Annotated in this window: 21 protein-coding genes; 13 read left to right on the forward strand and 8 right to left on the reverse strand. The window is 74.4% G+C overall.

Features of this window, described 5'->3' with window-relative positions:
- The first annotated feature begins 6 nt into the window (after window positions 1-6).
- From hemQ to hemL, 6 genes are all read left to right on the forward strand, one after another.
- Window positions 7-747 (forward strand): hydrogen peroxide-dependent heme synthase, encoded by a 741-nt coding sequence (gene hemQ, locus ACU4ZT_RS02830; RefSeq protein WP_063072449.1) that lies wholly within the window; start codon window positions 7-9, stop codon window positions 745-747.
- Window positions 747-1997 carry a ferrochelatase gene (locus ACU4ZT_RS02835; protein ID WP_270980220.1) on the forward strand — a complete coding sequence of 417 codons (1251 nt, stop codon included), beginning with the start codon at window positions 747-749 and terminating at the stop codon, window positions 1995-1997. Before hemQ ends, ACU4ZT_RS02835 begins: the two co-directional genes overlap by 1 nt.
- A complete protein-coding gene (gene hemC / locus ACU4ZT_RS02840) occupies window positions 1994-2980 on the forward strand; it encodes a hydroxymethylbilane synthase (RefSeq protein WP_063072412.1) in 987 nt (328 codons plus the stop codon). The genes ACU4ZT_RS02835 and hemC overlap by 4 nt, the downstream gene beginning before the upstream one ends.
- Entirely contained in the window at window positions 2977-3816 is an 840-nt protein-coding gene (locus tag ACU4ZT_RS02845; RefSeq protein ID WP_063072411.1) for a uroporphyrinogen-III synthase, read from the forward strand. Before hemC ends, ACU4ZT_RS02845 begins: the two co-directional genes overlap by 4 nt.
- Window positions 3813-4793, forward strand: coding sequence for a porphobilinogen synthase (gene hemB, locus ACU4ZT_RS02850; RefSeq protein ID WP_415317357.1), 981 nt, complete (start codon window positions 3813-3815; stop codon window positions 4791-4793). The genes ACU4ZT_RS02845 and hemB overlap by 4 nt, the downstream gene beginning before the upstream one ends.
- Before the next feature lie 81 nt (window positions 4794-4874).
- The gene (gene hemL, locus ACU4ZT_RS02855; RefSeq protein WP_063072409.1) at window positions 4875-6242 is read left to right on the forward strand and encodes a glutamate-1-semialdehyde 2,1-aminomutase; all 1368 of its coding nucleotides are present in this window, start codon (window positions 4875-4877) and stop codon (window positions 6240-6242) included.
- 63 nt (window positions 6243-6305) lie between these two features.
- Here the strand turns inward: hemL and ACU4ZT_RS02860 are convergent, their stop codons facing one another.
- The 5 genes from ACU4ZT_RS02860 to ACU4ZT_RS02880 all read right to left on the reverse strand — a co-directional run bounded on the left by ACU4ZT_RS02860 (window position 6306) and on the right by ACU4ZT_RS02880 (window position 10596).
- Window positions 6306-7127 carry a DNA/RNA non-specific endonuclease gene (locus tag ACU4ZT_RS02860; protein ID WP_445337820.1) on the reverse strand — a complete coding sequence of 274 codons (822 nt, stop codon included), beginning with the start codon at window positions 7125-7127 and terminating at the stop codon, window positions 6306-6308.
- A gap of 134 nt (window positions 7128-7261) precedes the next feature.
- Window positions 7262-7921, reverse strand: a complete 660-nt coding sequence (locus ACU4ZT_RS02865) for a biliverdin-producing heme oxygenase (RefSeq protein WP_270980214.1) — start codon at window positions 7919-7921, stop codon at window positions 7262-7264.
- A 79-nt stretch (window positions 7922-8000) separates the two neighbouring features.
- The gene (locus ACU4ZT_RS02870) at window positions 8001-8393 is read right to left on the reverse strand and encodes a DUF1304 domain-containing protein (RefSeq protein WP_063072406.1); all 393 of its coding nucleotides are present in this window, start codon (window positions 8391-8393) and stop codon (window positions 8001-8003) included.
- An 84-nt stretch (window positions 8394-8477) separates the two neighbouring features.
- Complete coding sequence (locus ACU4ZT_RS02875) at window positions 8478-9503, reverse strand: MDR family oxidoreductase (RefSeq protein ID WP_445337821.1); 1026 nt, start codon at window positions 9501-9503, stop codon at window positions 8478-8480.
- 67 nt (window positions 9504-9570) lie between these two features.
- Window positions 9571-10596: a 6-phosphofructokinase gene (locus ACU4ZT_RS02880; protein WP_063072404.1), complete on the reverse strand. Its 1026-nt coding sequence runs from the start codon at window positions 10594-10596 to the stop codon at window positions 9571-9573.
- Between the two features lie 38 nt (window positions 10597-10634).
- Between ACU4ZT_RS02880 and ACU4ZT_RS02885 the strand changes: the two genes are divergently transcribed.
- Together ACU4ZT_RS02885 and ACU4ZT_RS02890 are read left to right on the forward strand one after the other, a co-directional pair.
- On the forward strand, window positions 10635-11342 hold the full coding sequence (locus tag ACU4ZT_RS02885; RefSeq protein WP_445337822.1) for a nucleoside/nucleotide kinase family protein: 708 nt from the start codon (window positions 10635-10637) through the stop codon (window positions 11340-11342).
- Window positions 11343-11446: 104 nt separating this feature from the next.
- Window positions 11447-12412 carry a DNA-3-methyladenine glycosylase family protein gene (locus ACU4ZT_RS02890; RefSeq protein ID WP_270980207.1) on the forward strand — a complete coding sequence of 322 codons (966 nt, stop codon included), beginning with the start codon at window positions 11447-11449 and terminating at the stop codon, window positions 12410-12412.
- Between the two features lie 55 nt (window positions 12413-12467).
- On the opposite strand, the gene ACU4ZT_RS02895 is transcribed toward ACU4ZT_RS02890, so the two are convergent.
- A complete protein-coding gene (locus tag ACU4ZT_RS02895; protein ID WP_063072401.1) occupies window positions 12468-13268 on the reverse strand; it encodes a DsbA family protein in 801 nt (266 codons plus the stop codon).
- A gap of 75 nt (window positions 13269-13343) precedes the next feature.
- Between ACU4ZT_RS02895 and ACU4ZT_RS02900 the strand changes: the two genes are divergently transcribed.
- Complete coding sequence (locus tag ACU4ZT_RS02900) at window positions 13344-14297, forward strand: aldose 1-epimerase family protein (RefSeq protein ID WP_063072400.1); 954 nt, start codon at window positions 13344-13346, stop codon at window positions 14295-14297.
- Window positions 14298-14361: 64 nt separating this feature from the next.
- Window positions 14362-14814, forward strand: a complete 453-nt coding sequence (locus ACU4ZT_RS02905; RefSeq protein WP_063072399.1) for a VOC family protein — start codon at window positions 14362-14364, stop codon at window positions 14812-14814.
- A 49-nt stretch (window positions 14815-14863) separates the two neighbouring features.
- Here the strand turns inward: ACU4ZT_RS02905 and ACU4ZT_RS02910 are convergent, their stop codons facing one another.
- Window positions 14864-15109, reverse strand: a complete 246-nt coding sequence (locus tag ACU4ZT_RS02910) for a hypothetical protein (RefSeq protein WP_063072398.1) — start codon at window positions 15107-15109, stop codon at window positions 14864-14866.
- Window positions 15110-15158: 49 nt separating this feature from the next.
- Between ACU4ZT_RS02910 and ACU4ZT_RS02915 the strand changes: the two genes are divergently transcribed.
- Window positions 15159-15662, forward strand: a complete 504-nt coding sequence (locus ACU4ZT_RS02915; protein WP_063072397.1) for a MarR family winged helix-turn-helix transcriptional regulator — start codon at window positions 15159-15161, stop codon at window positions 15660-15662.
- 25 nt (window positions 15663-15687) lie between these two features.
- Here ACU4ZT_RS02915 and ACU4ZT_RS02920 read toward each other — a convergent pair whose 3' ends face one another.
- Entirely contained in the window at window positions 15688-17376 is a 1689-nt protein-coding gene (locus ACU4ZT_RS02920; protein WP_445337823.1) for a glycoside hydrolase family 32 protein, read from the reverse strand.
- 265 nt (window positions 17377-17641) lie between these two features.
- Here ACU4ZT_RS02920 and ACU4ZT_RS02925 point away from each other — a divergent pair, with 265 nt between their 5' ends.
- Both ACU4ZT_RS02925 and ACU4ZT_RS02930 read left to right on the forward strand, forming a co-directional pair.
- Complete coding sequence (locus tag ACU4ZT_RS02925) at window positions 17642-19207, forward strand: glycoside hydrolase family 68 protein (RefSeq protein WP_270980201.1); 1566 nt, start codon at window positions 17642-17644, stop codon at window positions 19205-19207.
- 72 nt (window positions 19208-19279) lie between these two features.
- A complete protein-coding gene (locus ACU4ZT_RS02930; RefSeq protein ID WP_063072394.1) occupies window positions 19280-19927 on the forward strand; it encodes a hypothetical protein in 648 nt (215 codons plus the stop codon).
- Window positions 19928-19998: the final 71 nt, after the last annotated feature.

Raw genomic sequence — 19998 nt, forward strand, 5'->3', positions numbered from 1 at the left:
GAGACCATGAGCATCCCGGCTGCCGAGTCGGCGGCATCTCAGGTCCCCCCGATCGAGCCCCCCGCGGAAGCGTCCCCCAGCGGCTACGCCCTGTGGGCCGTCCTCCGTCGCGATCCCCAGCGCCCCGACGACCTCGACGGCCGCGAGGTCCCGGGCGCCGTCGACGAGCTCGACGGCATCGTGAACATCGTCGAGGCGGAGGGCGTCACCGTCCGCGGCTTCTACGACGTCTCCGGCATGCGCGCGGACGCCGACCTCATGGTCTGGATCCACGGCCCGCAGATGGAGACGCTCCAGTGGGCGTTCCGCGAGATCCGCCGCGCGCGCCTCATCCGCGCGCTCATCCCGTCGTGGAGCGCCGCGGGCGTCCACCGCGACGCCGAGTTCAACCGCAGCCACGTGCCCGGCTTCCTCCGGGGCGAGGAGCCGCGCGACTGGCTCTGCGTCTACCCCTTCGTCCGGTCCTACGAGTGGTACCTGCTGCCGCCCGAGGAGCGCGGGCGCATGCTCGCCCAGCACGGCCGCCAGGGCGCGGCCTTCCGCAGCGTCGTCGCCAACACGGTCTCGTCGTTCGGCCTCGGCGACTACGAGTGGATCCTCCCGCTCGAGTCGAACGAGCTCGTCGACCTGGTCGACATGATGCGCGACCTGCGCAACACGGACGCGCGCCGTCACGTGCGCGAGGAGGTCCCGTTCTACACGGGCCGCCGCATCACCACCGCCGAGCTCGTGGAGGTCCTCCAGTAATGGCCGCAGTGAACCTGGGTCGCAAGCCCGCCCCCGCCACCGACGCCCCGCGGGCGCCGGGCGCGCTCGTCTCCGCCGCGAGCGAGGCCGCGAAGATGGGTCCGCCTCACGTCGAGGAGCCCGTCGCGTACGACGCGATCCTGCTCGCTTCCTTCGGCGGTCCCGAGGGCCAGGACGACGTGATCCCGTTCCTCCGCAACGTCACGAGCGGCCGCGGGATCCCGGAGGAGCGCCTCGAGGAGGTCGCCCACCACTACCGGGCCTTCGGCGGCATCAGCCCCATCAACGAGCAGAACCGCGAGCTGAAGGCCGCCCTCGAGGCGCGCCTCGCCGAGCGCGGCATCGACCTGCCCGTCCTGTGGGGCAACCGCAACTGGGGCCCCTACCTCAACGACGCGCTCCGCGAGGCCGAGGAGAAGGGCTACCGCCAGCTCATCGCCGTCGCCACGAGCGCCTACAGCTCGTACTCCTCCTGCCGCCAGTACCGCGAGGACTTCGCGGACGCGCTCGAGGACACGAGCCTGCAGGGCGTCGTCCGCATCGACAAGGTGCGCCAGTTCTTCGACCACCCCGGCTTCGTCACGCCGTTCATCGAGGGCACGCGCGACGGGATCCGCGACGTCATCGCGCACTTCGAGGCGGAGGGCGCGCCCGTCGACCTGTCGACCGATGTCGAGATCCTCTTCTCCACGCACTCCATCCCGTCGTCGGACGCCTCGAAGTCCGGCCCCGCCGAGCGCGGCTTCGACCAGGACGGCGCCTACGCGGCGCAGCACCTGGCCGTCGCCGAGGTCGTGATGCACGAGGTCCGGAAGGAGCTCGGCATCGACCAGGACGTGCCCTGGCAGCTCGTCTACCAGTCGCGCTCCGGCCCGCCCTCCATGCCGTGGCTCGAGCCCGACGTGAACGACGCCATCGGCGAGCTGCCCGCGCAGGGCCGCCGCGCCGTCGTGATCGTGCCGCTCGGCTTCGTGAGCGACCACATGGAGGTCAAGTGGGACCTCGACAACGAGGCCACCGAGTCCGCCCAGGAGAACGGCCTGTACTCGGTGCGCGTGCCCACGCCGGGCGTGCACGCCGCGTACGTCGACGGCCTCATCGACCTCGTGCTCGAGCGCCGCGACGGCGTGAAGGCGGAGGACCGCCCGCACATGACCGACCTCGGCCCCTGGTACGACGTCTGCCGTCCCGGCTGCTGCGAGAACGTCCGGCTGGGCTTCAAGCCGGCGGTCTCCGGGCTGGCACCGTGACGGACGGTCCCCTCACGTCGGAGGATCGCGGCACGCTGCGCATCGGGACCCGGGGGAGCGCGCTCGCCCTGGCCCAGACGCGCGCGATCGCCGCGGAGATCACCGACGCGTCGGGACTCGAGGTCGAGCTCGTGCCGGTGACCACCCATGGCGACACGTCGCGCGAGTCGCTCGCGAGCCTCGGCGGCACCGGCGTGTTCGCGAGCGCGCTGCGGGAGTCGCTGCTGCGCGGCGAGTGCGACCTCGTGGTCCACTCGCTGAAGGACCTGCCGACCGCGCCCTACGACGGGCTCACGGTCGCGTCGGTGCCCGTGCGGGCGGATCCCCGCGACGTGCTCTGCGCGCGCGACGGCCTCACCCTGGCGACCCTGCCGCGCGGCGCCCGCGTCGGCACGGGATCGCCGCGGCGTCGCGCGCAGGTGCTGGCCGAGCGGTCGGACCTCGACGTGGTCGACATCCGCGGCAACATCGACACCCGGCTCTCCCGCGTCACCGCGGGCGACCTCGACGCCGTGGTCCTCGCGGCCGCCGGGCTGCAGCGCATCGGCCGACTCGACGCCGTCACCGAGCACCTCGAGCTCGACCGCTGGCCCACCGCCCCGGGTCAGGGGGCGCTCGCGCTCGAGATCCGCACGGAGGACGCCGAGACGCACTCCGTCGTCGGCCGCGCGGTCGAGGCCGTCGACGACCCCTTCACGCACGCGGCCGTGCTCGCGGAGCGCGGCGTGCTCGCCGCCCTCGAGGCCGGCTGCGCGGCGCCCATCGGCGCGCGGGCCACCGTCACGAGCGCGCGCCTCGAGCTCACCGCGGTCGTGTACCGGCCCGACGGGTCGCAGCGCATGACCGCGAGCCACGAGCTCGACACCGCTGGCATGGGCATCGACCAGCTGACCGCGTACGCCTCGACGCTCTCGGGGCCCGTGTCCCGCGAGCTGCTCGACGCCGGAGCGGCCGGACTCGCGCCGCTGGGAGGGACCCGATGACCTCGACGGACCAGAAGCCCCTGAAGGGCTGGCGCGTGCTCGTGCCCCGCGGCGGGCCGTGGGGCGACGGCGTCGCGTACGACCTGCGCGCGCAGGGGGCGACCCCGGTGGTCGCGCCCATGATCAACTTCGCCGCCACGCAGGACGCACAGGGGCTCGAGCGCGCCCTCGCCGACCTCGCGGCCGGCTCCTTCGACTGGCTCACCGTCACGAGCGCCACCACGGTCGACGTGCTGGCCTCGCACCGCGCCGTCGTGCCCGCGGGCACGCGCATCGCGGCGGTCGGCGAGACCACGGCGGCGGCCCTCGTCGCGGCCGGCTACACGGTCGACTTCGTGCCGTCCATCGAGTCCTCCGCCACCGCGCTCCTCGAGGAGTGGACGGAGATGGCGGCCGGGTCCCCGCGCCGCCGCGTGCTCACGCTCCGCTCCGAGATCGCCAAGCCCACGCTCACCGACGGGCTCATCGCGCGCGGCCACGACGTGCGCTCGGTCGTCGCGTACCGCACCGTCGGCGTGCCGGTGAGCGACCGGATCCGCGAGGACGTGTCGTCGGGCCGCGTCCGGGCCATCCTCGTCACGTCGGGCAGCGTCGCGGAGCAGGTGCACGAGCAGCTCGGCGACGTGCCGGACGGCGTGGTCATCGCCTGCATCGGCCCGCGCACCGCGAAGGACGCCCGCCGCTCGGGCGTCCGCGTCGACGTGGTCGCGCCGGAGCGCTCGGCCGCGTCCCTCATCCAGTCCCTCGTCGACCTCGCCCGCCATCAGGAGCCGCGCACCGACACCGCGGGGCTCAGCGGCCTCGCCGACCTCCTCGATCGGAACACCACGGAATGACCTCCCCCTACTACCGCCCGCGCCGCCTCCGCACCTCGCCGGCCATGCGCCGGCTCACGGCGGAGACGCGCCTGCACGCGGCCGACCTCGTGCTGCCGATGTTCGTGCGCGAGGGCCTCACGGAGGCCTCGCCCATCACGTCGATGCCGGGCGTCTCGCAGCACTCGCTCGACAGCCTCCGCCGCGCGCTCGTCGAGGCGGCCGAGGCGGGCATCGGCGGCGTCATGCTGTTCGGCGTGCCCGAGGTGCGCGACGCCGAGGGCTCGGGCGCGAGCGACCCCGAGGGCATCCTCAACGTCGCCACGCGAGTGGCCGTCGAGGAGGTCGGCGACGCGCTCGTCGTGCAGACCGACCTGTGCCTCGACGAGTTCACCGACCACGGCCACTGCGGCGTCCTCGACGCCCACGGCGTGGTCGACAACGACCGCACCCTCGACCGCTACCGCGCGATGGGCCTCGCCCAGGCGGAGGCGGGATCGCACCTCCTCGGCCTCAGCGGCATGATGGACGGCCAGGTCGGCGCCGTCCGCGAGGCCCTCGACGACGCCGGGCACCACGACGTCGCGATCCTCGCCTACGCCGCCAAGTACGCGAGCGCCTTCTACGGCCCGTTCCGCGAGGCCGTGGACTCCCAGCTCGTGGGCGACCGCCGCACGTACCAGATGGACAACGGCAACCGGCGCGAGGCCCTCCGCGAGGTGGAGCTCGACATCGAGGAGGGCGCCGACGTCGTCATGGTGAAGCCCGCCATGAGCTACCTCGACATCCTCGCCGACGTCGCCGCCACGAGCAGCGTGCCGGTCTGGGCGTACCAGATCTCGGGCGAGTACGCGATGATCGAGGCCGCCGCGCAGAACGGCTGGATCGACCGCGAGCGCGCCATCGACGAGAGCGTCCTCGGCATCAAGCGCGCCGGCGCCGACGCGATCCTCACCTACTGGGCCGTCGAGCTCGCCGAGCGCCTCGCCCGGCGCTGAGCCGTCCCACCCTCCTCCTCGCCGGACGCGAATCCGGCCCCGACCCGAGCGGATCCGCGCCCGGCACCGAAGGACTTCACCGTGACCCACTCCCAGGACCTCTTCGACCGCGCACGCGACGTCATCCCCGGCGGCGTGAACTCGCCCGTCCGGGCCTTCGGCTCCGTCGGCGGCACCCCCCGCATGATGGTGAAGGCCGCCGGCCCCTACGTGACCGACGCGGACGGCGTGGAGTACGTCGACCTCGTCAACTCGTGGGGCCCCGCGATCCTCGGCCACGCCCGGCCCGAGGTCGTCCGGGCCGTGCAGGACGCGGCCGCGCTCGGCCTCGGCTTCGGCGCCACCACGCCCGCGGAGACGGAGCTCGCGGAGCTCGTCACCGAGCGCGTGCGCGTCGCGGGCGTCGACGGTTCCGCCGACCGCCGCCCGATCGAGAAGCTCCGCCTCGTGTCCACCGGCACCGAGGCCACCATGACCGCGATCCGCCTCGCCCGCGGGTTCACCGGCCGCGACCTGCTCGTGAAGTTCGCCGGCCACTACCACGGCCACTCCGACAGCCTCCTCGCCGAGGCGGGCTCCGGCGTCGCGACGCTCGCGCTGCCCGGCTCGGCGGGCATCCCCGAGGCGATCGCCGCGCAGACCGTCGTCGTGCCGTACAACGACCTCGACGCCGTGCGCGCCGTGTTCGCCGAGCACGGCCCGCGCATCGCCGCCGTCATCACGGAGGCCGCCGCCGCCAACATGGGCGTCGTCCCGCCGCTGCCCGGCTTCACCGCCGAGCTCGCGCGCATCGCCCACGACAACGGATCCCTGCTCATCTCCGATGAGGTGCTCACGGGCTTCCGCGTGCACCCCGCCGGCTACTGGGGCCTCGACAACTCCGGCCTCGCAGCCGACCACCCGGACGCCTGGACCCCCGACCTCGTCACGTACGGCAAGGTCATCGGCGGCGGCCTCCCCGTCGCCGCGCTCGGCGGCCGGGCCGACGTGATGGACCACCTCGCGCCCCTCGGCCCCGTGTACCAGGCGGGCACCCTCTCCGGGAACCCGGTCGCCGTCGCCGCGGGCCTCACGACGCTGCGCCTCGCGGACGCCGACGTGTACCGCGCGCTCGACATCGCGGCGGACATCCTCATCTACGCCGTCGAGCTCGCCTTCGACCGCGCCGGTCTCGCGTACTCGGTGCAGCGCGCGGGCAGCCTCTTCAGCTTCACCTTCGGCACGCCGCCCGAGCGCGGGATCGTCGACTACGCCACCGTGCAGGCGCAGGAGACCTGGCGCTACCCGGCCTTCTTCCACGCGATGCTCGACCAGGGCGTGAGCCTGCCGCCGTCGGTGTTCGAGGCGTGGTTCGTCTCGGCCGCCATGGACGAGGCCTCGCTCGACCGCGTGATCCGGGCGCTCCCCGCCGCCGCCCGCGCGGCCGCGGACGCCCGCCCGCCGGCCTGATCCGGCCACGCACGACGGAGGCCCCCGCCGTCCGGCGGGGGCCTCCGTCGTGCGCGAGGCGCGTCAGAGCGTGATCGCCGCGTACCGCTCCAGCTCGACCCAGGAGTCGCGGCCGTCCTCCGGCGTGCCGACGCGCGCGGTCGCGGGCACCCCGAGGCGGTCGGCGGCGGCGAGCTGCGCCACGTCGAAGCCGGTGAGCGCGCCGATCTCCGCCACGGCCACCTGATACGTGCGATACGGCCCGAGCTCGGGCGCTCCCGCGGTGGCCGGCTTCCGGTCGAGGTCGCCCAGCTGCGGCGCCTGGTCGAGGAGGTACGCCGTCGCGGCCAGCCGGCCGCCCGAGACCCAGGCGGCGATCTTCCAGAACATCAGCGGGATCCGCACGCCCCGGTACACGGGGTCGTCCGCCGAGAACACGGGGCCGGTGAGGACCGTCATGCGCCGGTCGCCGAGGTCGGCGTTCTCGAGCACGAAGTCCTCGAGGCCGAGCCACAGCTCCTTCGACTGGTTGAACTCCGCGGCCTGCGGAGCCGCGTTCGTGTACGCGAAGGTGTCGGCGCTCGCGCGGGCGGCCTCCGCGATGCCGCCCCACACCGGATCCCGCCGCCGCACCAGGTGACCGCGGTCGATGTCGTTGCGCGCGTAGAGCTCCGGGCCGCACTGCTGCTCCTCCGGGAGACGCGGATCCAGGTGCCAGTCGTCGGTGCGCTCCACGTCGACGAGGCGCGCGCCGTCGATGTTCACGGCCGTGAGCGCGGCGAGCCGCCGGTCGGTGTCCATGAGCACGGAGAAGTGCAGGTAGTCGAGGCGCACCGGCCGGGCGTCGGCCGGGGGATCGGGCAGCGGGAGCGGGATGGGCAGGAAGTCGAGGTCGTAGCCGTCCATGCCCGGAGCCTATGCCCGCCCTCGGACACGCGACCGGGCGGCGGGGTGGACGCGCGGGGGACGGCGGGCGACGGGCGTCCACGTACCCGACGCGACGGGCGGGCGCCGCGCGAGCGGGGGACCGAGCGCGTGGGTCAGGCCCGGCGCAACGGCGCCGTGGTGCGCCCGCGCGCCAGCTCCGCGAACACGTCGGTCGTGAGCCGGTACGCGTGCTCGACCTCGGCGACGACCCGGGCGCGCTCGTCGTCGTCCCACGGGACCTGGTCGAGCGCCTCGCGGTAGGTGCTGCAGAAGCGGCGCGGCTCCGCGATCTCGGCGAACAGGTACAGGCCGACGCCGTTGGTGTCGAAGCCGAACTGCCGCTGGAGGAGGGTGCGGAGGAGGCGCCCGCCGGAGAGGTCGCCGAGGTAGCGCGTGTAGTGGTGCGCGACGAAGCCGCCGACCCAGACGGAGGCGACCCGCTCGATCCGCTCGACGTACGCGGCCGTGCTCGCGAGCGGGCGGACGACGTCGCGCCAGTCGGGCCCGACGAGGAAGTCCAGGTCGGCCTCGATGGCGGGGAGGCGGGTGAGGTGCGGGTCGATGAAGCGCGCGGCCACGGGATCCGCCGCCATGCGCTCGGTCGCCGCCTCGATGGCCCGGTAGATGAAGTAGTGCTGCGCGACGAGGGCGACGTAGTCGTCGCGGCAGCCGCGGCCGGTGACCAGCGCCGTCATGAACTCGTCCGCGTCGGTCGCCTCGGCGCGCGGTCGCGCGCGGTCGCGGAGGGCCTCGGTGAGCGGGACGACGGTCATGATGTAGGTGAGCCTAACCTCATCTGCGGGCCCGGCGGAAGGGCTCGCGCGCCGTGTCCGGCCGACGCCCGGGTGCGGCTCAGGAGGCCGCGGCGAAGAAGACGAGGCCGAGCAGCGGCGGCACGCCCTGGACGAGCGCGGGGATCAGGTACTTCTTGCCGGTGCTCGCGATGATGATCGACGCCAGCACCATGCACGCGGTCGTGAAGAGCACGAGCGTGAGGCCGGCGGGCACGTTGCCGACGAAGTAGAGGATGAGCCCGAGGCCGGCGCCGAGCGCGAGGAACAGGTTGTAGAAGCCCTGGTTGTACGCCCACGGCTTGATGATGAGCGCCTTCTCCTGGTCGGCCACGCCGAAGCGCTTCCAGGCGAACGGCTTCTCGAACCAGACGCTCTCCAGGAGGAAGAAGAACACGTGCAGCAGGGCCGCCAGTCCGACGAAGATGGTCCCGGTGGCGGCTACTGCGGTCATGATCCCTCACTCCGGCGGCAGCGTGCCGCGTCGCGCCCAGGCTAGCGCGCGGGGGACGGGCACGGGGCCCGGCGTCGGCGGGTGCTAGGCGCGCACGTCGACGACGACGCGGCCGCTCGAGGCGCCCGCGAGGATCCGCTCGCCGGCCGCGATGGCGCCGCCCAGGGGCACGGTCGTGGTGACGGAGTCGAGGAGCGCGAGGTCGAGGTCGGTCGCGAGCCTGGCCCAGGCCTCGCGGCGGAGCGCGGCCGGCGCCTCGACGGAGTTGATGCCGGCGAGCGTCACGGCCCGGAGGATGAACGGGAGCACGGTGCCCGACAGGTCCGGCCCCTGGGCGAGGCCGGCCGCCGTGACGACGCCGCCCCACCGGGTCTGCGCGAGGACGTTGACGAGGGTCGCGCTGCCCACGCTGTCGACCGCGCCCGCCCAGCGCATGCCCTGCAGCGGCTTGCCGGGCTCGCCGAGCGCGCTCCGGTCGATGACCTCGGCGGCGCCGAGCGCGCGCAGCCGGTCGCCGAGCTCGTCGACGCGGCCGGTGGACGCGACCACGCGGTGGCCGAGGCGCGCGAGGAGGGCGACCGCGATGGATCCGACGCCTCCGCCGGCGCCCGTGACGAGCACGTCGCCGGATCCGGGCTCCACGCCGCCGCGCTCGAGCGCGAGCACCGAGAGCATCGCGGTGAAGCCGGCGGTGCCGATCGCGGCGGCGCGCGCCGCGGAGATGCCGTCGGGCACGCGGACGAGCGCATCGGCCGGCACGCGCACGCGCTCGGCGAGCCCGCCGTCGCGGCTCTCGCCGAGGCCGGCGCCGTTCAGCACCACCAGGTCGCCGGGGGAGATGGAGGCGGACCCGCTCGCGGCGACCGTGCCGACCGCATCGATCCCCGCCACGAGCGGGCTCGTGCGCGCGATGCCGGGGCGGCCGCCGAGCAGCATGCCGTCCTTGTAGTTCACGCTCGAGAACAGGACGTCGAGCACGACCTCGCCGTCGCCCGGGCCGTCGGCGCCGCCGGTCGCCCGCTCGTCGGGCAGGTCGCGCAGCGCGACCTCGATGCCCGTCGTGCCGTCGTCGGCGACGGTCTTCTCGGCCACGAGCGCGCGATACGTCATGCCGTCACGCTACGCCCGGCGGTCGGGGCCGGCGAGGCGTCGCGCGCGGCGGCGTGACCCGGCCGGATCAGCCGAAGAGGATCGCGGCCTCGTCGTAGCGGTGCTGCGGCACGGTCTTCAGGCGCCCGAGCGCCTCCTCGAAGCCGACGTGGACGATGTCGGTGCCGCGGAGCGCGACCATGCGGCCCCAGTGGCCGTCCCGCACGCTGTCGACCGCGGCGAGGCCGAGGCGCGTCGCGAGCACGCGGTCGTACGACGACGGGGTGCCGCCGCGCTGGATGTGGCCGAGGGTCGTGGCGCGCGTCTCGATGCCGGTGCGCTCCTCGATGATCGGCGCGATCTGCTCGCCGATGCCGCCGAGCCGCGGGCGACCGAAGGCGTCGAGCCCGCGCTCGCCGTGGGCGTCGGACGCGTGCTCGGGGATGAAGCCCTCCGCGACGACGACGAGCGGCGCGCGACCCCGGTCGTAGGCGGCGCGCACCCAGCCGATGATCTGGTCCATCGACGTCTTCTGCTCGGGGATGAGGATCGCGTGCGCGCCGGCGGCCATGCCGGAGTGCAGCGCGATCCAGCCGACATGGCGGCCCATGACCTCGGCCACCATGCAGCGGCTGTGCGAGTCGCCCGTGGTGCGGAGGCGGTCCATGGCGTCGGTCGCGATCTGCACCGCGGTGTCGAAGCCGAACGTGTAGTCGGTGGCGTCGAGGTCGTTGTCGACGGTCTTGGGCACGCCGACGATCTTGAGCCCCGCATCGGTGAGGCGCTTCGCGGCCGCGAGCGTGCCCTCGCCGCCGATGGCGAGGATCGCGTCGATGCCGAGCCGGTCGAGGTTCTCCTGGATCCGCTCCACGCCGCCGTCGCCCTCGAACGGGTTCGTGCGGCTCGTGCCGAGGATCGTGCCGCCCTGCTTGCCGATGCCCTGGATGTCGCGGCGCGCGAGCGGCATGACGTCGCCGTCGACGACGCCCCGCCAGCCGTCGCGGAAGCCCACGAACTCCTGCTTGTGGATGGTCGTTCCCTTGAGCACCGCCCCGCGGATCACCGCGTTGAGTCCGGGGCAGTCTCCGCCTGAGGTGAGGATTCCGATGCGCACACGTCCATCATGGGGCACGGTCCCGCGAGACTGGGCGGATGCACACGGACCCGGGCGGACGCCCGCACCCCTCGCCCCGCCCGGTCGACGACCTCGACGTGCTCGCACGCCGTGCGCTCGGCCTCGTGCACGACGGCCGCCGGGCGGTCCTCGGCATCGCGGGCAGCCCCGGCGCCGGCAAGACGACGCTCGCGCGGGCGCTCACGGCGCGCGTCGACGCCCGGGCGGGTGCGGGCACCGCCGCGTACGTGCCCATGGACGGCTTCCACCTGGCGAACGCGACGCTCGACCGGCTGGGCCGGCACGACCGCAAGGGCGCGATCGACACGTTCGACGGCTGGGGCGTGCTCGCGCTCGTGCGACGGATCCGGTCCGAGACCGATCACGCGGTGTACGCGCCGTCGTTCGACCGGACCGTCGACGAGGGCGTCGCGGGGGCGGTCGCGGTGGAGGCGGGCACGCGGCTCGTCGTGATCGAGGGCAACTACCTGCTCGTGGACGAGGATCCGTGGGCGCTGCTGGCCGCCGAGCTCGACGAGGCGTGGTTCTGCGCGACGCCGGGCGAGGAGCGCTTCGCGCGCCTGGTCGACCGGCACACGACGGGCGGTCGGGCGCCGGATGCCGCGGAGGCCTGGGCCCGGGAGGTCGACGGCGCGAACGCCGTGCTCATCGAGGGGACGCGCGGCCTGGCCGACCTCGTGGTGGCGGGCACGGCGCCGGGCGTCCCGGCGGCGGTCGACGGGTAGCGGCGCGCGGACGGGCGCGACGACGGCCCGGATCCGCTCGGCGGACGCGGACGCGGCCGCGGACGCGGCCGAGGAGGGTCGGGGGCCGTGCGTACCCTGAGGGGATGGACGACGGCGGCGGCGAGGCGACCGCCCCCGACGCGCGCACGGCCTACGTGCCCGACCGCGAGGTCGACCTCCGGCTCGTGCTCCGCCCCCTCTTCCGCGGCGCCGCGGATCCGACCTGCCGCTGGGATCCGGCCCCGCCCGGCTCCCGTCGCGCGGGCGTCTGGCGCACGGCCCGCACGCCGCTCGGCGACGCGTCGCTGCGTCTCGATGCCCGGCCCGACGGCGGCGTCGACGCCCGCGCCTGGGGGCCGGGCGCCGAGTGGGCGATCGACGGCGTGCCCGAGCTGCTGGGGGAGGGCGACGACTGGTCCGACCTCGACGTGTCCGCGCATCCGCTCCTCCGCGACGCCCGCCGCCGCCTGCCCGCGCTCCGGCTGATGCGCACGAACCACGTGCTCGAGGCGATGGCCGCGGCGGTGCTCGAGCAGAAGGTGACCGGTCTCGAGGCCCGGCGGGCGTGGCGGCAGCTGATCCTGGCGCACGGCGATCCCGCGCCCGGCCCGGCCCCTGTCGGCATGCGCGTGCTGCCGTCGCCCGAGCGCTGGCGGCTCATCCCGTCGTGGGAGTGGCACCGCGCGGGCGTGGATCCGAAGCGGTCGCGCACCCTCATCGCCGTCGCCACCTCGGCCGCGGGGCTCGAGCGCACGCTCGCGCTCGGGCGGGGGAGCGATGAGATCTCGCGGCGGCTGCGGTCGATCCCGGGCGTCGGGATCTGGACGGCGGCGGAGACCACGCAGCGCGCCCACGGGGATCCGGACTCGGTGAGCGTCGGCGACTACCACGTGCACGACACCGTGGGGTGGGCGCTCGTGGGCCATCCGGTCGACGACGACGGCATGCTCGAGCTGCTGGAGCCGTGGCGCGGGCACCGTCAGCGGGTGATGCGCCTCATCGAGGCGAGCGGCTTCCGGAAGCCGCGGTTCGGCCCGCGCATGACCGTGCAGGACCACCGCGGGCACTGACCGCGGGAGGCGCCGATCCCCACCGGCATCGGGACCGACCGGTGCCGCGCGCGGTTCAGCTGTCGGCGGCGATGCCGTCGGGGAGCTTCGCGCCGGCCTTCGTGAGGGCGTCGACCAGGTCCTGGCCGGCGACCGTCTTCACGATGTCGCCCTGGATGCGGAGCGTCGGCGTGCCGGTGACGCCGGCGGCGGTCGCGTCCGAGGTGTTATCGGTGATCCACGACGAGTACTTGCCCTCGGCCACGCAGGTGCGCGCGTCGCCGGAGGAGACGCCCTGGGTCGTCAGCCAGGTGACGAAGTCGGCGTGGGTCCACGAGTCGGTGACCGTGGAGTGGTTGTCGAACAGGGCCGAGTGCACGGCGGGCCACTTGTCGGGCTCCTCGGCGAGCACGCACGCGGCGGCGCTGCCGGCGACCTGGCCGTACTTCGTGACGATCTGGATGGGGTGGTACACGATGCGCACCTGGCCCGTGGCCGCGATCCTGTCGAGCAGGGGGCCGGACTCGGCCTCGTACTGCGCGCAGTGGGGGCACGAGTAGTCCTCGAACACGTCCAGGGTGACGGGGGCGTCGGCCGCGCCCACGCTCACGCCGTGCGGCTCGGTCGCGACGCGCACGGTGTCGCCCGTGGACAGCTGCGCCGTCGTGTCCTGCTTCGGGCCCGCGGCGCTCGCCGCCTGCGACTGGCCGAGGAGGTAGACGCCGCCGGCGATGGCCGCGATGACGACGACGAGCCCGCCCGCCACGGAGAACTGGGTGATGAGGCGACGGCGCTTGCGGCGCCGGTCGTCGAGGGCCCGCTCGATGCGTGCCTTCTCGCGGATCGCGCGTACCTTCTCGTTCTCATGACGTGCCATGCGCACGATCCTAGGGATCCGCGCGCTGGTGCCCCTGGGAGGCGCCACAGCGCCTCGTGCGGATAGGCTCGGCGGGTGCCCGAAGACGTGTCGTACTCCCCCCGCCTCCCCACCGGCCAGCAGCACGAGCTCGTCGCGGAGGTGGACGGCCGCACGCAGCGCATGGTGATCGCGGAGGTCGGCGCCGCCCTCCGCGTGCTCCAGGTCGACGGCGCGGACCTCGTCCAGTCCTACCCCGACGAGGCGCGCCCGCCCTTCTGCAGCGGCATCGTGCTCGCGCCCTGGCCCAACCGGATCCGCGACGGCGTCTGGCAGCAGGGCGACGTGGTGCACCAGCTCGACATCACCGAGGTCGACCGCGAGAACGCGATCCACGGCCTGCTCCAGCACTCCCCGTACCGCCTCGTGGAGCGCGACGACGTGTCGATCACGCTGGCCGCCGACGTCCACCCGCAGCACGGCTACCCCTTCGCCCTCGAGACGAGCGTGCGCTACGAGCTCACGGGGTCCGGCGTCCGGGTGACCCACGGGATCCGCAACGTCGGCGTCCAGGACGCGCCCGTCGCCGTCGGCACGCACCCCTTCCTCCGCGTCGGCGACGTGCCCACCGAGGACCTCGAGGTCGTCATCGACGCGCCCACCCACATCGAGGTGGACCCGGTGCGCCTCAACCCCACGGGCGTCCAGACCCCGGTCGCGGGCACCCGGTTCGACCTGCGCCAGGGCGTGCGCGTGCGCGACGCCCAGCTCGACGACGCGTGGGCCGACGCCCGCGTGGTCGACGGCGTCACCCGGCACGGCGTCCAGGCGCCCGACGGCCGCCGCACCGAGATCTGGGCCGACGGCGAGTTCACCTACTGGCAGGTCTTCGTGACGCCGTGGTACCCGGTCGCGGACGGCCACGTGTGGGCGGTCGCGGTCGAGCCGATGACGGCGCCCGCCGACGCGTTCAACTCGGGCGACGGCCTCATCACCCTGGAACCCGGATCCGAGTGGACCGGCACCTGGGGCATCGACCTGCACGACTGATCCGCGCTGGTCGGAAACCGAACGCGCGGGCGACGGGCGCGGACGACCGTCCTAGCGTCGGAGCATGACCGACGACACCGCGACCACCGCTCCCCTCGACGCCATCACCGGGGTGCACCACGTGCGCCTCTCCGTCACCGACCTCGCCCGGTCGCGCGCCTTCTACGAGGGCGTCCTGGGGCTCACCCCCGCCATCGAGAGCGAGGGCGACCCGAGCGACCCCGCCGTGCGCGAGGATCCGGCGCAGTACTTCGGCGGCGTCATCTACGGCATCGGCTCGCAGCTGCTCGGCCTCCGTCCGATCGCGGGCGACGACGCCGCGTTCGACCCCGAGGCACGCGGCCTCGACCACGTGAGCCTGCAGGTCGGCTCGCGCGACGACCTCGTGCGCGCAGCCGCGCTCTTCACGGAGCGCGGCATCTCCCACGGCGAGGTCGTCGACTTCCCGACGGGCATGTCGATCCTGTCGGTGCAGGACCCGGACGACATCAACGTCGAGCTCGTCGTCGCCGGCTGAGCCCGCTCGCCGCGGATCCGCTCCGCCGCGCGTGCGTCGGCGCTGCGGCTCAGACCGGGCAGCGGACCTGCGTGCGGGGGCCGGACCGGTCGATGACGTGATCGGGCATCGGCTCGCCGCACATCGGGCAGAGGCGGCTCATCGGCTCCTGCACGGGCTCGTCGTCGTACGGGCCGAGGGGCGGCGCGCCGAGGTAGGGACGCAGGCGCTGGTTGAAGCGCTCGACGGCGCGGCCGAAGCCGCCGGCGCGGCTCCCGCCCTCCGGGCCATCGGCATTTCCCCGCTTGCGTAACATCTACCCAGTGTACGTAGCAGTCCACGGGATGACGGTCGAGGAGGACGCGATGACGACGACGGATCCGCTGGCGCTCGAGAGCCAGGTGTGCTTCCAGGCGGTGGTCGCCGCGCGGTCCGTGGTGGCCGTGTACCGGCCCATCCTCGAGCCGCTCGGGCTGACGCATCCGCAGTACCTCGTGATGCTCGCGCTCTGGGAGCGCAACGACCGCTCGATCTCCGACCTCGGGGCCGCGCTCCAGCTGGAGCCGGCGACGCTGACCCCGCTGCTCAAGCGCCTGCAGGGCGCGGGGTTCGTCGGCCGCGCGCGCAGCACGGTCGACGAGCGCGTGGTCGTGGTCTCGCTGACCGACGCCGGACGCGAGCTGCGCGGGCGCGCCGTGCACGTGCCCGCCCAGGCGGCGGCGCGCACGGGGCTCTCCATCGCGGAGCTCGAGGCGCTGCGCGACGCGCTCGACGACGTGGTCGGCCGCCTGAACGGCGCGGCGGCCGAGGCCGACGCGGGATGCGGGCGGGGCGACGGCGCGGGCGGCGAGGACGACCGGGCGGCCTGATCCCGGTGCGGTACCGCGGGGCGGGTCAGCCGGCCGCGTCGAAGGGCGTCCAGCTCGCGTCGGTCACGCGCGTCGTGCCGTCCACGGCCTCCACGGAGAGGGCGGCCGCGTCGAGCGAGCCGACCGTGGCGGTCGTGAGCACGGCCGCGTCGCCGTCGACGAAGGCCTCGACGACCCGGTCGTCCACGACGAGGTCGAGCGTCACCGGATCCCCCGGCGCGGAGTCGGGGAGCGGCGCCGTCGCGGGCCGATCGTAGGCGTCCGGCATGATCCCGTCGGGGTCGTCGTCGCGCACGACGAACGCCTGCCGCCGCTCCGCGTCGTAGCCGACGGTGACCGTGCCGCCCTCGGGGGAGGAGAGGCGCACGCGGGTCTCGCGCGCCGGATCCGCCGGGTCGGGCACGAGGGTGAGGCGGAGACGCGACGGGCCGCGCGGCGCCTCGGCCAGCGGGATCGTGCCGGACGCCCGGGCGTCGGCGATGGGCCGGGCCTCGCCCTCGCGTCCGGCCAGGGCGTCGAGGGGCGCGGACCGCAGCGCCCATCCGGCGCCGTCGCGCACGAGGCGGAGCTCCCGCACGATCGACTGGGCGCCGCCGGAACCGCCGTCGCGCAGCGGCAGCCGGCCCGCGTAGGCCCAGCTGCTCGCCCAGCCCATCGCGTACCGGCGGGTGGGGGCCGCGGCGTCGCCGGCGGGATCCGCCCAGGTCACGGCCGCGTAGAGGTCCGCGCCGCGGTCGAGCCAGCGCGGGGCGTCGTCCTCCGGCGTGAAGCGCTCGCCGTCGAAGTCGCCGACCCAGTACGCGGTGCCCGTGCCGCGGCCCTGGGCGGCGCCGTCCGCGCCGGCGGCGAGGACCCAGCGGACGCGGCCGGGGTCGTCCGGGCTCGTGAGGGGGAACACGTCCGGCGTCTCGAGCGTCCCGAGGTCGTCGCGGGCGAAGTCGGAGCGGTAGGTCCAGCGCAGCAGGTCGGGCGACGTGTAGAAGCCGATCCGTCGGCCCTCCGCGAGCGCCATGCTCCAGCGGCCGTGCGCGGCGTCCCACACGACCTTCGGGTCGCGGAAGTCGGGGCCGCCCGGGTTCTCCATCACGGGGTTCCCCGTGTACGCCGCGAACCGGTATCCGCCGTCGGTGGAGTAGTAGAGGGACTGGCGCTGCACGCCGTCCGACTGCTGCGTGAGGATCGCGACGACCGTGCCGGCGCCGAGCCCGGAGGTGTTCGCGGTGTCGACCACGACGCTGCCGGTCTCGGCGTCGCCGAGCGGGGTGTCGTACTTGTCGATCGCGATGCCCTCGTCGTGCCACGTCACCATGTCCGGCGACGTGAAGTGCCGCCACGAGGATCCGTTCCCGCCGGGGTGGTCGCCGTTGACGAGCGCGTAGGCGTGCCACACGCCGTCGAGCTGGAACGGCCGCTGCGGGTCGTTCATGAACTCGTCGGACGGGGCGATGCGGATGCCGTCGGGCGCGGACCGCGGCGCAGGAGGCGGGGGCGCGACGGGACCGTGGTCGGCGCCCGTGATGCCGCGGACGGCGACGACGAGGGCGGCGACCAGGAGGATCGCGACGACCGTGACGAGCGCGCGCCGGTGGCGACGGGCGAGGGGGCGGACGCGGTCGCGGATGCGGAGCGCGAGGCCGGCGGCGGGCGGCGCGGATGGAGCGGGTGATGCGGTCGCGGGCTGAGCGTGCTCCGGGCGCGGCGGGATGGAGGTCATGTCGTCGAGCTCCTCGCGTGGTCGATCGGGGGGCAGACGGGTGGCGGGACGGAGCGGGAGAGCATGCACCGCCGCACGACCGAGCTGCGACCGTACCGGTTCGGATCGGTCGCGTCCACCCCGTTCGGGGGACACGCCCGGGATCCGCCGCCGACCCCGTCCGGGGCGCGCTCGGGCCCCGACACCCCCTAGGCTCCCCGACCGGGGGAGCGTGCACCGCGCGATGCGATCGGACTCATCGATACGAGAACGAGAGTGAGAACAGGTGACCAAGAGAATCAGGCGCGGGTTGTCCGCGTCCGCTGTGGCGACCCTGGTGGTGGCGTCCGCGCTGATCGCCGGCGGATCCGCCCAGGCTGCGGGCTCGACCCCGCCGCGGCCCACCGTCCACACCCAGAAGGCGTACGCGCCGGAGGACGACTTCACGGCCCACTGGACCCGGGCCGACGCGAAGCAGATCGCGAAGCTGTCCGACCCCACGGCTGCGCCCCGCCAGAACTCCATGCCCGCGGCCCAGACCATGCCGCAGGTGCCGAAGGACTTCCCGACCATGACGGACAAGGCGTACGTCTGGGACACCTGGCCCCTCACGGACGCGTCCGGCCAGACCTACAGCGTCGACGGCTACGACGTGATCTTCGCGCTCACGGCCCCGCGCACGCTGTCCTTCGACGACCGTCACACGGCGGCCAAGATCGGCTACTTCACGCGGCCCACGGGGATCCCGGCGGAGCAGCGGCCCGAGAACGGCGGCTGGACCTACCAGGGCAACGTCTTCGAGGACGGCGTGACGGACGGGGTCTTCCCCGACCAGTCGTTCTCGCAGCAGGCGGAGTGGTCGGGATCGACGCGGATCATGCCGGACGGCACGATCAAGATGTTCTTCACCGACGTGGCCTTCTACCGTGACGCGAAGGGGCAGGACGTGAAGGCGGCCGACCCCGTCATCTCGCTCAGCCAGGGGCGCATCGAGAAGACGGACGGCGCGGTCAAGGTCGCCGGCTTCGAGACGGTGACCCCGCTCCTGCGCCCCGACGGCCAGAAGTACCAGACGAAGGAGCAGAACGCGGGCGTCAACTTCCGCGACCCGTCGACGTTCAAGGACCCGAAGCACCCGGGCAAGACCTACATGGTGTTCGAGGCCAACGTGGCCGGGAAGCGCGGCGAGCAGCAGTGCGACGCGACCGACCTCGGCTACCGGAAGGGCGACCCCGCGGCGGAGGACCCGAAGGAGGTGACCGCCTCGGGCGCGAACTACCAGATGGCGTCCATCGGCCTGGCGGTCGCGGACGACGACGACCTCACCAAGTGGCACTTCCTCGATCCGCTGCTCGAGTCGGGGTGCGTCACCGACCAGACGGAGCGGCCGGAGGTCGTGATCCAGGGTGGCAAGTACTACCTGTTCACGATCAGCCACCGGTCGACCTTCGCGAAGGGGATCGACGGCCCGGAGGGCGTGTACGGCTTCGTGGGCAACGGCCTCCGCAGCGACTACAAGCCGATGAACAGCGGATCCGGCCTCGTGCTCGGCAACCCGACGAACCTGAACTACGCGGGCGGCACCGCGTACGGGCCCGACTACAACCAGACGCCGGGCGCGTTCCAGGCGTACTCGAGCTACATCCTCCCGGGCGGGCTGGTGGAGTCGTTCATCGACGCCGTCGGCTCGAAGGACTCCTTCCGCCGCGGAGGCACGCTCGGGCCGACCGTGAAGCTCGACATCACGGGCGACACGTCGAAGCTCGACCGGGGCTACGGCGAGGGAGGGCTCGGCGCGTACGCCGACATCCCGACCACCAAGGCCTACGACCCGGCGCACCCGCCGCAGTAGGACCGCGCGCGGCGACGGCGGGCTCCCCGTCGTCGCCGCGCGCTCCCTGCCCCGTCATCTACACTCCACTCGATGCCTGTCCCGCCCTCGATCGCCCCGCGCGTCCAGCGCGTGATCCGGGGGCTCGCCGCATCCACCACCGCCACGTTCGTGGCCGCCCTGTTCCACGAGGCCGGCGGCGGGGCCGCCCCGTCGTGGGCCGTCGTCGCGTTCGGCCTCGCGCTCGCGTCGCTGGTGGCCATCGCGCTCGCCGGCACGCGCGCGTCGCTCTGGCGGCTCACCGCCGCGGTCGGCGTCAGCCAGCTCCTCTTCCACGGGCTCTTCACGGCGGCGGGCGACGCCTCCGGGACGCTCACCGCCGCGGATCCGCACGCGGGCATGGCGGGGCACGGCGCCCTGCCGCTCGCCGTCCCCGGCCTCGACGGCGTGCCCGTCGGCACCGCGTCCGCGCTCGACGCCGGCATGCTCCTGTCGCACGGCGCCGCGCTCGCGGTCACCGTGCTCGCGCTCCGGCACGGCGAGGCGGCCCTCCGCGCGCTCGTCCGGGCATCCGGCCTGCGCGTGCTGCTCGCCCTCGCGATCCCGTTCCTGCGCCCCGACGGGCGGCCGGCCGACGCGCTCGCCCGCATCGCCCGTTCGCCCCGACCGCTGCGCGACCTCGTCGCCCGGATCGGACGGCTGCGCCACCGCGGTCCGCCGCGCGTGCTCGTCGCCGCCTGACCCGCGACCGTCGTCGCACCGGGGCCGCATGCCCGCGCCTGCGCCGCCCTCACCCCTCCCTCCCTCTCTCC

The organism is Clavibacter davisi (assembly GCF_052751415.1).